The 15,280-nt window shown below is 64.7% G+C and carries 10 protein-coding genes; 4 read left to right on the top strand and 6 right to left on the bottom strand.

Annotated elements, in window-relative coordinates; translation table 11 throughout:
- Window positions 1-12: 12 nt before the first annotated feature.
- Both ACODSO_RS18460 and ACODSO_RS18455 read right to left on the bottom strand, forming a co-directional pair.
- Complete coding sequence (locus ACODSO_RS18460; RefSeq protein WP_489038228.1) at window positions 13-1,539, bottom strand: hypothetical protein; 1,527 nt, start codon at window positions 1,537-1,539, stop codon at window positions 13-15.
- 40 nt (window positions 1,540-1,579) lie between these two features.
- Entirely contained in the window at window positions 1,580-2,083 is a 504-nt protein-coding gene (locus tag ACODSO_RS18455) for an Lrp/AsnC family transcriptional regulator (RefSeq protein WP_068372704.1), read from the bottom strand.
- Between the two features lie 152 nt (window positions 2,084-2,235).
- Between ACODSO_RS18455 and ACODSO_RS18450 the strand changes: the two genes are divergently transcribed.
- Genes ACODSO_RS18450 through ACODSO_RS18440 form a run of 3 tightly spaced genes read left to right on the top strand, consistent with a single transcriptional unit; the run spans window position 2,236 to window position 7,208 of the window.
- Window positions 2,236-5,712 carry an indolepyruvate ferredoxin oxidoreductase family protein gene (locus tag ACODSO_RS18450; protein ID WP_489038227.1) on the top strand — a complete coding sequence of 1,159 codons (3,477 nt, stop codon included), beginning with the start codon at window positions 2,236-2,238 and terminating at the stop codon, window positions 5,710-5,712.
- 37 nt (window positions 5,713-5,749) lie between these two features.
- Window positions 5,750-6,847 carry a Glu/Leu/Phe/Val family dehydrogenase gene (locus tag ACODSO_RS18445; protein ID WP_068372699.1) on the top strand — a complete coding sequence of 366 codons (1,098 nt, stop codon included), beginning with the start codon at window positions 5,750-5,752 and terminating at the stop codon, window positions 6,845-6,847.
- A gap of 22 nt (window positions 6,848-6,869) precedes the next feature.
- Window positions 6,870-7,208, top strand: a complete 339-nt coding sequence (locus tag ACODSO_RS18440; RefSeq protein WP_489038225.1) for a hypothetical protein — start codon at window positions 6,870-6,872, stop codon at window positions 7,206-7,208.
- A gap of 13 nt (window positions 7,209-7,221) precedes the next feature.
- On the opposite strand, the gene ACODSO_RS18435 is transcribed toward ACODSO_RS18440, so the two are convergent.
- Genes ACODSO_RS18435 through ACODSO_RS18420 form a run of 4 tightly spaced genes read right to left on the bottom strand, consistent with a single transcriptional unit; the run spans window position 7,222 to window position 13,764 of the window.
- A complete protein-coding gene (locus tag ACODSO_RS18435) occupies window positions 7,222-8,850 on the bottom strand; it encodes an ArnT family glycosyltransferase (protein WP_489038223.1) in 1,629 nt (542 codons plus the stop codon).
- Complete coding sequence (locus ACODSO_RS18430) at window positions 8,847-10,325, bottom strand: glycosyltransferase (RefSeq protein ID WP_068372690.1); 1,479 nt, start codon at window positions 10,323-10,325, stop codon at window positions 8,847-8,849. The genes ACODSO_RS18435 and ACODSO_RS18430 overlap by 4 nt, the downstream gene beginning before the upstream one ends.
- A complete protein-coding gene (locus ACODSO_RS18425; RefSeq protein ID WP_082897733.1) occupies window positions 10,310-11,827 on the bottom strand; it encodes a hypothetical protein in 1,518 nt (505 codons plus the stop codon). The genes ACODSO_RS18430 and ACODSO_RS18425 overlap by 16 nt, the downstream gene beginning before the upstream one ends.
- A complete protein-coding gene (locus ACODSO_RS18420; RefSeq protein ID WP_156520300.1) occupies window positions 11,824-13,764 on the bottom strand; it encodes a hypothetical protein in 1,941 nt (646 codons plus the stop codon). The genes ACODSO_RS18425 and ACODSO_RS18420 overlap by 4 nt, the downstream gene beginning before the upstream one ends.
- Window positions 13,765-14,071: 307 nt before the next feature.
- On the opposite strand from ACODSO_RS18420, the gene ACODSO_RS18415 reads away from it, so the two are divergent.
- Window positions 14,072-15,181, top strand: coding sequence for a beta-mannosidase (locus tag ACODSO_RS18415; RefSeq protein ID WP_068372684.1), 1,110 nt, complete (start codon window positions 14,072-14,074; stop codon window positions 15,179-15,181).
- Window positions 15,182-15,280 lie beyond the last annotated feature (99 nt).

Raw genomic sequence — 15,280 nt, 5'->3', positions numbered from 1 at the left:
TACCCCCGTGGTCTAGCTAGTACTCGGATCGATGCGACGCCGCAGGTCCGCGAACGCGCTGTCGCTCAGCTCGACGCCGCGCACCGCCAGCACCCAGTCGAAACCGTTGCTCGACCAGGTTCTGGCATCGGGGTACGGCGCCCACACGTACTCGGAATGCACTCGTCTGGAGAGTGATCCGGAATAACGGTGATCGCCGAGGCTCGCGCTGAACGTACCGGTCTCGGAGTCCACTTCGTGAACGTGGGTCACCTCGAGTGTGATCGTCGTTTCGACGGTCAACGGCTCAGCGGTGACGTTGTCGCGGAACCAGGTCAAGTGTTCGCGTCGAGCCGACTCGTCCTCTTCACGCTGTCGTCGCACGAGCTCCTCGGCCGACTGCGACGGCGCCGACCACGTGAAGAGCTCATCGTCGAGCGAGTCGAGAATCTCGAACTCGGTCCACTCGTCGACCGAGCCGTTCGACGGAACCCCCTGCAGAAGAACAAGTCCTGTCTCGGCGTCCACGACCATGTGCAGCGGGTGTGGCTTGTGCGCAGGCGGAGCTAGATCGAACTCGTAGACGGACCGGCCGAGCCGACGGGTCATCTCGACGGTTCCGATCAGCTGGGTGAAGTCGTCGCCGACCCATTCCGCTGCGGGTCGACGCGCCAGCAATTCGGTACCGCTGCCCTGGAACATCAGTGGGTCAACAGGCTCCTGCACAGGTACATCGCGGCCACGGAACCGCCAGCTCCGCGTTCCGTCGCTGATCAGGACCGGCGTGCCGTCGGGCCGCTCGATGCGAACACGCGCGCCGTCACGCCAGACCGACAGGTCACCGACCGGACCGATCGCCACATTCCGACCGAACGATTCGGCCGTCCCGTCCTCCCCCACGCTCCGGATCTTGCCCCGCACAGGGGGATTCGGTCCGTGCACCATCTGGACCAGCACTGCGATCCACGGCACCTCCCGCGCCCGACGCCGTGCCTCGTTGCGGTCGGGCCGCGGCGTCTCCTCGGCCGGTCCGCCCCATACGAACAGGTCGTCCGGCAGATCGCCGCGGAGCTGGAGATCGGTCACGACGAGTCTGTCGACAGCGTCGGCGGTGAAGCGAAGAAGTACCCCGGTCTCGTCGTCCAGCACGACCTCGGCCACCTCGGACCCACCGTCGCGCGTGAGATCGACGGCGTATGCCCGACGCCCACCTTCGGAGGCGAGTCGCGGCGTCGAGGGAACGACCTTCTGAGACATGCGTTCGAGCAGAGACTGCCCGCCGACGAAAGCCATCGGTCCGGGCGATCCGAGCAATGGCATGTGGAAGTCGCTCTGCGTTCGATGCATTCGACCGTCTCGGCGCATCACCGCCGACGTGCCGTCGAAGAGATAGACCGGCTCACCGCCCTGTTCGACGCGCCACTGGTCGCTACGCGAGCGCCACACCTGCCATTGCCTGGGCTCGCCGTCACCTCGCGTCGTCACGGTTGCCGTCAGCCCGTGGGTCCCCGACGCCGCATGCCGCCCCATCAGTTCGATCCACGAAGGTGTCTCCGCCATCCCCGAAGCCTACCGACAGGTCCGTTCCTGGGGTGAGGGATCAGCGCGGGGTGGGAGTGGAACGCCCCCACCCCTCCTCCTTGCCGAGGTGCTCGAGCAGCGGTTGTATCCGGTAGCGCAGCGGGGTGGTCAGGGCGATCGTCGTCGTCGAGTGCGACACGCCCTGCACAGACACCACTCTCTGAGCGAGAGCTTGCAGGTCGGCCTGCGTCGCGGTGGCTACTCGAACGAGAAGGTCCTCACGCCCCGTCGTCGCGTGAATCTCGAGCACTTCCGGCATCGACGTCAGAGCGTTCACGACCTTCTGGATGCGGCCCTGCTCCAACTCCAACGCCATGAACGCTTCGACAGCGATCCCCACTTCGGTGAGGTCCAGTTCTGGTCGGAATCCGGACAGGACGCGCGCCTCGACCATGCGCGCCAACCGGGCCTGCACAGTGTTGCGAGCGACGCCCAACGCGGACGCCAGCTCCACGATTCCCACGCGGGCGTTGCGTGAGAGAACCCCGAGCAACTCGATGTCGAGCCGGTCGATACTGAGCATTGTTTTCAACTCCAGACGTGACGGGCGTCTCTAACTGAACCGATGGTGCAGTTGTTGCGCTTTCCTTTGATTGAAGAGCCGAATCGATGCACGCTTACACCACGTTTTGTTCATCTCGACCGCGTGCAAGTGTACTGAAGTGGAGCCTCTTCATGACCCAAATCGACGACACACGCGTAGCGCCGAGCGCTGTCGACCTCGACGACCGCTACCGAACGGACTCCGGACCTGTCTTGATGACGGGCGTGCAGGCCATTGCCCGACAGCTGGTCGAGCAACACGAACGCGATCGCCGTGCGGGCCGGAACGTGGCGACCTTCGTGTCGGGCTATCAGGGCAGTCCACTCGCCGGACTCGACCGACTTCTGGCCGGCATCCCCGAGCTGAAGGACGAGCACGACGTTCGACTCGTACCAGGAATGAACGAGGAGCTCGCGGCCACGTCGGTATGGGGCAGCCAGATGGAACTGCCGAAAGGCCAACGCACACACGACGGAATCGTCGGCGTCTGGTACGGCAAAGGCCCCGGCCTCGACCGAGCAAGTGATTCACTTCGCCACGCCACCATGTACGGCGCCCATCCGTCGGGCGGAGCACTGGTACTGGTCGGCGACGACCCGGCCGCCAAATCGTCGACGGTCCCCGCGGCCAGCGAAAAGTCCCTTGCCGCATTGGGAATGCCGATCTTCTTCCCGCGCAACGCCGAGGAGGTGATCGCGTTCGGTCTTCTCGGTGTCGAATTGTCGCGGCTGTCGGGATGCTGGTCCTCCATGAAGATCGTCGCCGACGTCGCCGACGGACTGTGGACGATGAGCACCGACTTCGCCGACTTCCCCATCGTCAGCCCGACGCTGGAATGGGAGGGCCGCCCCTGGACCTACCGTCAGCGGATCATGGCTTCGCCGCCGGAGAGCCTTCTCGCCGAAGCCGACATGTACGGTCCGCGTTGGGAAATGGTGAGGCTCTTCAACGAGGCCAACAACATCGACAGCATCGACATCGATCCGCCGCGTGCGCAGTTGGGCATCGTCGCGGTCGGGACGGCGTACGACAGCGTCCGGCAAGCCCTCGATGAACTCGGCCTCGGAAGCGAGCGGCTGTTCGAGCTGGGTATTCGTGTCATGCGCATCGGAATGCCGTTCCCGCTCGGGGAGAAGAAGGTCCAGCAGTTCGCCGACGGTCTGGACACGGTGCTCGTCGTCGAGGACAAGACGCCTTTCGTCGAATCCCAGGTCAAGGAAGCTCTGTACGGCACGGCGAGCGCGCCGAGCATCGTCGGCAAGTACGACGCCGAGCGCGCGCCCCTCGTGCCTGCGGACGGAGAACTCACCGCGGCTCGCTTGCTCAGGCCCCTGCGCCGGGTCCTGAAGGGGTACACCGAGCTGCCGAAACCTCCGCCTCCCGTGCTCGACCTCACCGTCCTGCCTGCCAAGCGGGCGCCGTACTTCTGCTCGGGATGCCCACACAATCGTTCGACGGCTGTGCCGGAGGGATCGTTGGCCGGCGGCGGAATCGGGTGCCACACGCTCGTCACGATGTCCTCGCGGACCGATTCCCAGGTCACCGGCCTCACCCAGATGGGCGGCGAGGGTGCGCAGTGGATCGGTCAGGCTGCATTCACCGACATCGACCACATCTTCCAGAATGTCGGCGACGGAACGTTCTTCCACTCCGGTCAGCTGGCCGTCCAGGCGTGCATCGCGGCCGGGGTGAACATCACCTACAAGATCCTCTACAACTCGGCCGTCGCGATGACCGGCGCCCAGGACGCCGAAGCCGGTCTCACCGTCCCCGAGTTGACGCACAAGCTCGCCTCGGAGGGCGTCCGTCGGATCATCATCTGCGCCGACGAGCCGCAGCGGCACCGCAAGGCAAAGCTCGCACCGGGCACGGTTCTGTGGGAGCGTGAACGCCTCGACGAGGCGCAGCGGATCCTGCGCGAGGTCCCCGGCGTCACCGTGCTGATCTACGACCAGCAGTGTGCGGCCGAGGCCCGCCGTAAACGCAAGCGCGGCACCCTGCCCGCGCGTCGAACACGCGTCGTCATCAACGAGGCGGTCTGCGAAGGCTGCGGTGACTGTGGAGTCAAGAGCAACTGCCTGTCAGTACAGCCGATCGACACCGAATTCGGCCGCAAGACCACCATCGATCAGACGTCCTGCAACACCGACTACTCGTGCTTGGAAGGTGAATGCCCGTCGTTCGTGACGGTGGAGATTCCCGAAAACGCCTCGCCCGCACGCAAGGCCGTCCCCGATCCGCCGACAGCGCCGGAACCGAAGCGCGAGAAGTTGACCGGGATTCACAACATCTTCCTCGCCGGCATCGGCGGGACCGGAATCGTCACCGTCAACCAGGTTCTCGGTATGGCGGCGCTGCGTTTCGGTCTGCATGTGGAAGGCCTCGACCAGATCGGTCTGAGCCAGAAAGCAGGACCGGTCACCTCGCATCTACGCCTGGCCACGGATGCTCGGGAATCGTCGAACCGCATCAGCCCGTCCTCGGCCGACTGCGTGCTCGCGTTCGACCTCCTGACCGCAGCCGACGCGAAGAACGTCGGATACGGGAGCGCCGAACGCACCGTCACGGTTGCCTCGACCACCAGGACCGCTACAGGCGACATGGTGTACGACTCCTCCGTCCAGTATCCGGCCGAAGACGATCTCGTCGGCAGGCTCGCGGCGGTCTCCAAGTCGATGTACTCGTTCGACGCGTCGGCTGCATCGGAGATGCTGTTCGGCAACACGGCAGCTGCGAACTTCCTGCTCGTGGGAGCCGCGTATCAGGCTGGTGGACTTCCTGTCTCGGCAGCGTCGATCGAAGAGGCGATCACGATCAACGGGGTTGCAGTGTCCGCGAACATCGCCGCGTTCCGTTGGGGACGCGCACGAGTAGCCGAACCGAAGGCCTTCTCCGACGCAGTGGAGTCGAACGTCGCTCCCATCCGCAGCGACACAGTAGTCCCGACACATCTGCTGACCGATCTGACGATCGAGGGCGACACTCTCGACACGGTCGAACGACGGTCCGCGCAGCTGATGTCGTACCAGGGAACGGCCATCACTCGGCGCTACCTTTCCCTCGTCCAAACCGTGTGGGATGCAGACAGCTCCGTAGGAACAAGCCGTGAGTTCACCGACGCCGTCGCGCACGGCCTGCACAAGCTGATGGCATACAAGGACGAGTACGAGGTCGCACGGATGCTGACCGATCCGGCATTCCTGAACTCGGTGGCAGCCGAGGTGCCCGGCGGTGAGAAGCTGACCTACAAGCTGCACCCACCGGCACTGAAGGCGCTCGGGCGGAAGAAGAAGATCGGGATGGGGCCGAAGAGCCACGTCGCGCTGAAGGTTCTCGCGCGTGGTCGGGTTCTTCGCGGAACACCGCTCGATCCGTTCGGTTACGCGAAGGTGCGGCGCATCGAGCGCACACTGCTGGCGCACTACATAGCGACCGTGCACGAATTCGCATCGACGCTGTCGACCGAGAACTACTCGACCGCTGTCGAATTCGCTCGAGCTGCCGACATCGTCCGCGGTTACGAGGACGTCAAGCTGCGAAACATCTCCACCTACCTCGGGACGTTGAAGCGACTCGGCGTCGAGGCACCCGCCGTAACACTGCGCTAGAGAAGACATCCCTTCACCCACGCACAGGAGCACATCCATGACGCACGCCGCCGAACACCACGTCGACATCGACACCTACTCCGGCGTATTCGACCGCCCCGACTTCGCCGACGACTCACCCCACGAGCAGGTTGTCTTCTGCCAGGACAAGGCAACAGGTTTGAAGGCGATCATCGGAATTCACTCGACGACGCTCGGTCCCGCGTTGGGTGGCACGCGGTTCTACCCCTACCGCGACGAGCAGGCTGCACTGACCGATGCGCTCCGGCTCTCCCGCGGCATGACGTACAAGGCTGCCGCGGCGGGGTTGCGGCTCGGCGGAGGTAAGGCAGTTCTCATCGGAGACCCGGCGCTGGACAAGACACCGGCCCTGCTCGAGGCATACGGCCGGTTCGTCGAGACACTCGACGGGCGCTACATCACTGCGGGAGACGTCGGCACGACCTCCGACGATATGGACATCATCGGACGGTCGACCGAGCACGTCGTGTCCCGGACGCCGGCAGCAGGAGGCTCGGGTGACAGTGCGCCGATGACTGCCCTCGGTGTCTTCAATTCGATGACTGCCGCAGCGAAGTCGGTATGGGGATCGACGGATCTCACCGGACGCCGGGTCGGCGTCGAGGGGACGGGAAAGGTCGGGTACAACCTCATCTCCCTGCTGCTCGACGCGGGAGCCGTGGTCACCGCCAGCGACGTCAATACCCTTGCACTGCAACGAGTGAAGACCGCGTTCCCGGGTGTCGCCATCGCCGAGACGGTCATCGACAAGGACATCGACATCTACGCACCGTGCGCGATGGGCGCCACGCTCACCGACCTCAGCGTGCGCACACTGAACGCAGCCGTAGTCTGTGGAGCGGCGAACAATCAGCTCGCGGTCTCACGCGTCGAAGAGTCGCTGCGCGCCAAGCGTGTCGTCTGGGTTCCGGACTTCGTGTCCAACAGCGGTGGCCTCATCCAGGTCGCCGCGGAAATCTCGAACACTCCCCGCAGCGAGGTCGAGGCTCAGGTCAAGAACATCGGAGTCACCGTCGAACGGATCCTCTCTCGACAGCACGAGCAGGGGATACTGGCCGGTCAGGCCGCCGACGCCATCGTTCGGGAACGCTTGAGCACGGTGGCGGCACGCTGACGGTCGTGGCACCATTCAGACGGTGAACACATTCCAGCGTGTATCCAATGGTCTCAACGTCTTTGTTCGGCCCTTGATCAAAGCCCCGATCATCGGCAAGTACATCTCGGGCGCGCTCACCGAGATCACCTACACGGGCCGTAAGTCCGGCAAGGAATTCACCATCCCCGTCGGATACAAGCGCCGCGGTGACGAGGTCACCATCGGCGTCGCCATGCCGGACAAGAAGTCGTGGTGGCGCAACTTCTATCCAGACGGCGGTCCCATCCGTATCGAGCTCGACGGGACCACACGGACGGGTCGAGCGGTGGCCCACAAGGACGGTGACAGCGTGCACGTGAAGGTCCAGCTCGACACCTGAGTTCTGGCCGACATCACGACAGCACTCGGTAGATCCTCCAGTCCGGCTGATCCGCGCCCACATTGGGCACTTCGAATTCGAGGGTCGCGATCGTGCCGCCGTTGTCGTAGACCGTCGGGTACCGGCGGTTGAGGGCGTCGGACTCACCGCGTCCACTGTTGGGCACCGTCAGGAGGTATTCGACGCCGGCTGCGGCGGGGTCGTTGAGGATCGTCGTGAAATCCTGGTCGGACGGCACAACGAAACGCTTCGGGTGAGCGGACGCCGCGAGGACGCCGAATCCGTAGACGGTGTCGACGAGGATCGACCCCTCCGGTAGATCCATACGGTCGAGATACGCCGCAAGTTCCCGCTCGGTGGAGAACGATGCGATGACCTTGCGCGCCGACACCGCATCGACGTCGCGGGCGTCCGGGTGCGTATCCAGCAGGTACCTCAGCGCGTACTGCTGGCTGGACAACGACGGCGTCAGCATCGCCCACCCCGTGATCGGCACAGCCAGCATGGACAGCACGACCGACAACACAACGACCGGACGAGCGGTCGACGGCCTGTCCGGACGCACCGTGACAAACGCCCCGCGCCGACGAGTGCGCGGATTCCCCCGCGCCGGAGCGAGTTGAACGACCATGACGACTGCCAACGGAATCGCACAAATGTAGAACCGCAGGAAACCGAACGTCGACCCACTGATGTAGGTCAATGCCTGAAACGCCAGAATCGCTCCGAACACAACCGGGGCGACGAGGAATTCCAGATCACCGCGCGCCTTGGCGAGCACTGCGCCGACGGGCAGCAGCAGCGGAAGCAGCGGCCCCATTGCGAGGACGGCGACCAACGCGAACGCCGCGTTGGCCAGCGGCGTCCCCGTCGACCCGCCCGATTGTTCGAGAATCGCCGAATTGCCGTAGCTCGAGGACAGCTGCGCCAGGAGTTCACCGGTGATCAGCCAGCTCGTCGCGCTCCACACCAGGAACGCGACGAATCCCGGTCCGGCGACGAGAACTGCATCCAGAATGGCCTGACGCCGCATCGCTCGCCACTCGCCTCGGCCACGACGCAGAAGCGTCACACCGGCAACGAGGAACGCCGCCCCGGCGATCGCGACGACGGCGTCGTATCGGGTGAGATAGGCCAGCGCCAAAGCGATTCCGGCGACGATCAAGTCGTGTACGTCATCGGTGTGCACCCACCGAAGCAACCGGCGCACCGCCCAGCACGTGAAGAACAGGAACACCGCCTCGCTCATCCCGTTCGCGCCGTAGAACACGATCATCGGGTTGAGAGCGAACACGGCAGTGATGAGGGCGCTGTGCCATCCGACGAGCCCGCGGTCGCGGCAGATGCCCAGCACCATCACTGTCGCACCGGCCATGAACAGCGCCGATACCGCGATGCCGGAGATGTTCCACCGCGTGATCGCCGACCACCACGACGACAACGCGACCAGCGGTAGCTGCAGCAGGGCGGTCAACGGCGTGAAGATGAACCCGATCGCCGATACGTGCGGATCCCGGCTCAACAGCACTGCCTGTGCTGCCGACGTCCTCGACAACGCATCGCCGAGCAGGTAGCCGAACCGCAGGCTGAGCGTCAGCCCGACCGCGAAATATCCGGCGAACGCACCCAGAAACAGTCTCATTTCACCGACTCTGCATCGGGCGTCGGCGTCGACAGGCCGTGAAACGTCTTCTCCCAATACGACGGATTACGCAGCAGCTGCCAGCAGCCCTTGATCGCTGCGACGCTCATCATCAGCCAGTACAGCGGCATCGTCAGGCTCGGGACCAGCAGGTACGCGTTCCCGCTCTCCCTGCTGGCGATGAGGTACATGTACACGGTCGCGACGTTGCCGATGATCAGCGATACCAGGGAGAAGTAGTAGATGTACGGCGGAAACAGTGCCGCCACCAACGCGGGTTGGCCGAGTATCCATGCCGCAGTGGCGAACCAGAAGATCATGTTGATGCACGCGGTGATCGGAGTGCCCGCCAACAACAGTGTGAACCGGTACGTCCCAACCAGGCCGAGTGCACGAAATGTGTCCCGAGGCCGACGCATGTGCACCAACCAGGTCTGCAGGTAGCCCTTGTACCAGCGGGACCGCTGCCTGATCCAGTTGATCGCGTCGCTGTTGGCTTCCTCGAGTGTGGTCGAGTCCAGGACGGCAGTCGAATAGCCGGACGCTGCGATACGCACCCCGAGGTCCGCATCCTCGGTGACGTTGAAGCCGTCCCAGGCGCCGACCTCCTCGATGACGTCGGCGCGCAGATGATTCGAGGTGCCGCCCAACGGGATCGGCGACGTGCTCCGCATCAGCCCGGGCAGCAGATAGCCGAACCACAACGCGTAGTCGGCGGTGAACCATCCGGTCAGCAAGTTCTGAGAACCGTTGTGGAAAGCCAACTTCGCCTGAACACAGGCCACGGTCTCGGGCAACCGAGCGAACGCCGCGACGACGCGGCGCAGCTGCAGGCGTTCCGGTTGATCCTCGGCGTCGAAGATCGTGATGATCTCCCCTGTCGCGAAGTGCAATCCGTAATTGCAGGCCTTGGGTTTGGTCCGTGGATCACCGGCCGGAACGAGCACCACGTCGACGACGTCGCTGACGCCACTGGCCTTCGCCGCGGCGATGGTGACGTCGTCGTCCTCTTCGAGCAGCAGCAGGACCTGCAGTTTCTCTGCCGGGTAGTCGAGGCTGCTCATCGCCGCGATGAGATCGCCGACTACTTCCGGCTCGTCGTACGCCGGCACCAGGATGGTGTACCGAGGCAATTCGTCGTCGGGAATCGCCCACGCTTCTTCGTCGGTGACGGTGACGATGGCACTTGCGTCGAGACCCCGGGAGAACAGCAGTAGCCGGTCCGCCATCATGGCGATGTAGCCGATGGTGCACAGCACGGTGATCGTCAACAGAGTCGTCAACGGCGCCAGACCCGCGCATACGACGGTGATCGCCGCGATCGTCAGCGCGGTGCGCTTCTGCCAGGGGACGAATGCAACGGCGGCCGACGCAAGCGGATGACGACGAGCGAGCCCGTTGACGGCGTCGTCGAGCGCCGCGGCTCGAAAGCTCTCCGACTCTTGCCCGACGCGCGGAATCACTTCGCACCCCATTGCGCGGCGACCAGTGCGGTCCCGAACGTCGTCAGCAGTCCCAGATCCTTGTAGTCGGGATCGTCGTCGGTGGCAATGGTGTTGCCGCGCAGGAAGATCGCCAGCGAGGTACCGAGGTTCGACGCCATCGACGGCATCGGCTGCGGAAAGTCCGCGCCGGGATCGTGATTGTCGACGCTGATGACGGTGACCCGCTGCGTGAACTCGCCACGCACCCAGGTGAACACCAGCTTCGTCCACGTCAGGAGCAGCGCGTCACTGACCGAGGTGTACAGCGAACCGACGACGTCGTGGCCCAGTTTCACCGGCAGTGCCTCGCTGCTACGGGTGTTGCTCAGTCGGTACAGCGTGCTCTCCGGGTACACCCCCAGGCTCGCGCGGTTCGTCGTCGTCAGCACATCGACGACGACCGTTCGCGGCCGCGACTGCAGGTCCCACGCTGGGTTTCCTTCGTCGGCGCGCATGGTCTGACGATTCAGCGACGACTTCTGGCCGAAGTACGACCTCACCCAGTCGAAGTTCTCGGTGCCGGTCTGCGTCCATCCGTCGGGCACGATGAGCGGCGCCGACGCAGGCCCGGGCGGGCCCGGAGTGGACGAAATCACCGTCTGCGCCGGGATCGGGATCACGAACAGGATCACCGACGCCACGACGACCGTCACGGCCGAGCTGAGCGACCTCTTCGCCGTCACCGGAGCAACAGGACGCGACAACGGCCGCAGCGATTGTCCGCGCCGCGCAGCGAGATAGAACCCGATGCCGACCACCGCTGTGGCACCCACCGTCGGGATCAGCTGCAACCACGCGATGTGCAGGTTCGGCCACTTCGCCAACATCGCCGCGAGAATCACGAATCCGGTTGCGACCGTGCAGACGAAGCCTGCCAATGCTCGTCGAAAGGTACGACCGACAGCGATTGCCCCGGCCAGGCCGGCAAGCAACACGAGTACCGCACCGTAGGCGAATCGGCTACCTCCCGCAGTGATGGCCACCATGCGATACCCCAACGGACTCAACGCAAGTAGCAGTAGCCACACCGACCAGAATCGCCCGACCGGCCGGAGCCCGAACAGCAGAATGGCAGCACCGAGGAAGAACACCAAGCCAGCGAGCACGTCGAGATGGGAGAGCTGATACTGCTCGACGTAGCGCGGCACCCACAGCGCCTTGATCGCCACCGCGGCCAGCAGCGCCAGACCGCCGACGATGATGTCGGTCTGCCGATCGTGGATCGGCAGCTCCCCGGCTCGACGACGCGCGATCCCCTGCGCCGCCACCGCTGCGAGGAACGGTAGGACGAAGATGTAGGTCGTGATCGCGCCGTCGGCTGCTTCCTGCGCCAATCGCTTTCCGGTCGGATAGGTCGCGATACCGACGCACATCACCAGCACTACCCAGTAGAAGAAGATGATGCTGACGGGTCGACGCGTCCGCAGGGACAGGATCCGATGGACTATCGATTCGGTATTCCCGGCCTTGGGGACGTCGACGTCTGTCGTCATGGCGCGCGGGAGTCACTTCTACGCGAGCGCATCCAGACGATCAGTGCTGCAGCGAGTCCGATCACCACCAACACGACGGCGGCGACGATTCCCGCGACGAGCAGCCCGTTCGAACCGTCGGGATCGGCGGCGGCGTCTGCTTCCGGGCCGGCGAGGTCGGCGCTGGACAACGACAACGGATCGGAGCCCGCGGCACCGAACAAGACGTCACCGCTGAGCCCGTACCATCGCGACGGGTCGGCGTCGAGCCATCCCAGCAATCTGTCCAGCTCCTCCGGCGCACCGTTGGACGATGCAATCAGCTTCGCCGCGTCACCTTCGGCGGCTGCCACTTGAAGGCTCGCGAACGGCAGTGCAGCATCGAGGGTGAGCACGGTTTCCGAGCCCTGGGCAGACACCGTCGTGAACGTCGTCGCGCCTGTGGACGACAGCGGTAGCGTCACGGTATCCGGCAACCCGCCGTCGGGGGCGATGACGATCGCCGGTTCGGTCCCGTTCAGGGCGTCCTCCAGCGAGATGACGCTGACGTCGAGAGCCCTGCTCGACATCCGCTGCAGTCCGTCGACGATCGAGACTGCACGCACGATGTTGGCGAATGTGTTGTCCGCCAGCGCGATACCGACGCGAGGCATCAATGTCTGTGGTAGCGAACCGAATCCCAGGGGCGCGTACGTCGACGAGCCGGAGGATTCGACGACGCTCGAACCGTCGACCGTCACCTCGGAGACGACGGTGCGGCCACATGCGGCTGCGCTGTCGGCGGGATGCTCGACGGTGACGTCGAGGGTGGTGATCCGCTCCAGCGTCGCGTTGGGAATCTCGATCCACCGGTCGAGAATGCCGCTGTCGTCCGCAGGCCACGCCGCGAGGGTCGCACCGCCGACCGTTGCGGTCAGGGAGCCGGAGCCCGGAGTGTAGGTGCCGATCAGGTGCACCGACACGTTCGCTACCGACCGACCGAGACGTGTCTGATCGAGCGGGATCGAGGCTGTGCGGGTTCCGGTGACGGTACCGATGCCGAGGTCGTCGAGCGTGGTCGAATTCGGTGCGAGCACGGCAGGAGGTACGGATGCTCCGGCGAATGCCTTCGTCGACAGCGCCAGTTCTGCGACGTTGCTCGTCACGAGCCGCGCCTGGTCGATGAGCTCGGCGCCGGAGCCGGTGACGAACAGACGCGGCGGAGCCTGGTCGAGTGGGAAGACGAGTTCGGCGCTCGCATCGTTGTTCTCGGACAGAACCACCGACCGTTCGAACGGCCCGTCCGAGACCGCGCCCTGCAGCTCGGAATCCGGCCGCACGACGACGTTCACGGTCTGCGCGCCGTAGTAGTCGGTCACCGACGTCGTCATCGTCAGGGCTGCGGCGATGACGTCGGAGTCTGGCTCGGACGGAACGAACACGGTGAGCTGCCGGAGAACCGGGGGCAGGAAGTCGGCGAGGGTCCGTGGGATCGCGGGGAGGCCGGCGTACGCGACGGAGGCGTCGATGAGTCGGAGTGGGTCGTTGCGCACGTCGGGGCAGTAGGTGGCGTCGGGGATCAGCGTCGAGGACAGCTCGAGCGTCACAGTGCCGCCGACGACGGCGGCTGCGGTCAGCGGAATCGACACCGGAACCGTCGATGCGTTCGTATCGAGGACGATGCGGGCGATCGGGCGGTCGGCGGATTCGACGTCGAGCCAACCACGGTCGAGCCACGCAGGGATGGTAACGGTCCCGGTCAACTCCGATGGCACAGTTCCGGTGGGAACTGGAATCGTTATCTGGGCCGATCCGTCGAGCCCGTACAGCGGAAGCGATCTACCCAAGCCGAGACCGCCGAAGTCGAGGAATGTCATGACCGCGTCCGACGCGGTGTCGGTGGATTCCGTCTCGTCTGGTTCCTGGCCCCACGCAGGGGTCCCCGGGAGTAGTGCGAGCGCAAGGACACCTGTCGTCACGGCGACACGTGCGCACCATGAAGACATGCGGGAACTACGGAACATGATAGAAATCCGACCTCGAGTGTTGATACTGCCGAGTACCATTATGGTTTGAAAACGTAACTGGCGCAGCCGAAAATGGCGCTATCGTGGTAATGCAAAGAAACTACTCGCCAGTTACATTGCTGCACATTCGGTCACGGAGATTGTTTATCAGCTATCCACTATCCATATCGCCCATGTTCGATCATTCAACTGATGCACTTCGCTGTTCGCGCAAGAGATCCGATTGTCGTTGTGCGTGTCAGCTGACTAGCATCGTCGAATGCCCCGGACCACTCGGTTGAGTCGATGCGCTGCGATGACCGCCCTCGCAGTACTTTTCGTGTTCACGGCGCAGACGCCGGCGATCGCACAACCGGCGAGCCCCGCATCCTCTGCCCGGGTCACCGCAGACTCCGATGGCCTGAGACTGGACGGCTCACCGTGGTGGCCGACGGGATTCAACGCCTATCAGCTGGCGACGAACTGGTCGGTCAATGCGGGATGCGGTGCCATGGTCGACCTGAACTCGTATTTCTCGTCGCTGCCGGCGCATTCCATGACGCGGTTCAACGCATTCCAAGCGTTGGCGACCAATCGATTCACCGGTGCACTCGATTTCGGTCCGATGGACGCGGTGTTCGCAGCGGCGGAGGCGCACGGTCAGCTCGTCGTTCCCGTGCTTTCACCCCAGGACGGGGCCTGCGAGGGAGACGTGTTCAAGGACCGCCAGTGGTACATCGACGGTTGGACCAACCCACCCGCCGCAGGTGCAGTGCTCAGCTTCCAGGATTGGGTGACGACGGCGGTCGACCGATGGAAGAGTTCGCCTGCCCTCGCCGCGTGGGAGCTGGTGGGTGAACCTGAGACCAGCACCTGCGCCGACGCGAGTTGTTCGTGGTCGACCCGCACGTGCACGTCGGACGCTGCACAGGTATTGCGCACCTTCTTCGACACCGCGGGCGCTCAGGTCCGCGCCCTCGATCCGGACACCCTGATCACGGCCGGGCTGACCGGCGGCGGACAGTGCGGGAGCCAGGGCGACGAGTACCGCTACCTGGCGGAATCTCCCGCCGTCGACGTTCTCCAGTACCACGACTACGGCGCCGATGGGGTCCCACTGCCCGGCGATCAGTGGAACGGCCTCGCCCGCCGGATCACTCAGACCGCCGAGGTGGGAAAGCCGTTGCTGGTGGCCGAGATCGGCGAACTGGCCGGGTCCTGCGGCGAACTCGACGACCGGGCGACGAGCATCGCCACGAAGATCGACGGTCAGAAGCAAGCGGGTACGGCGGGGGCTTTGCTGTGGGCGTTCGTGCCCGACCCGAGGCCGGCGGAATGCACCTACGACATCGGCTACGACGACCCACTGTGGGATCTGCTCGGGCCGTAGCCTCTTCTCGCCCATGGGAGTTCGTTCTGCCCAACGACTCCGAGGCTCCGCAGTGGGGACTCGGCGTCCGGATTGCCAGCGGGGGCGTGGATGACTACA

The organism is Rhodococcus sp. FG69 (genome assembly GCF_057808915.1).
The sequence above is the reverse complement of the archived record's forward strand: the minus strand, read 5'-3'. Positions and strand labels throughout refer to the sequence as shown.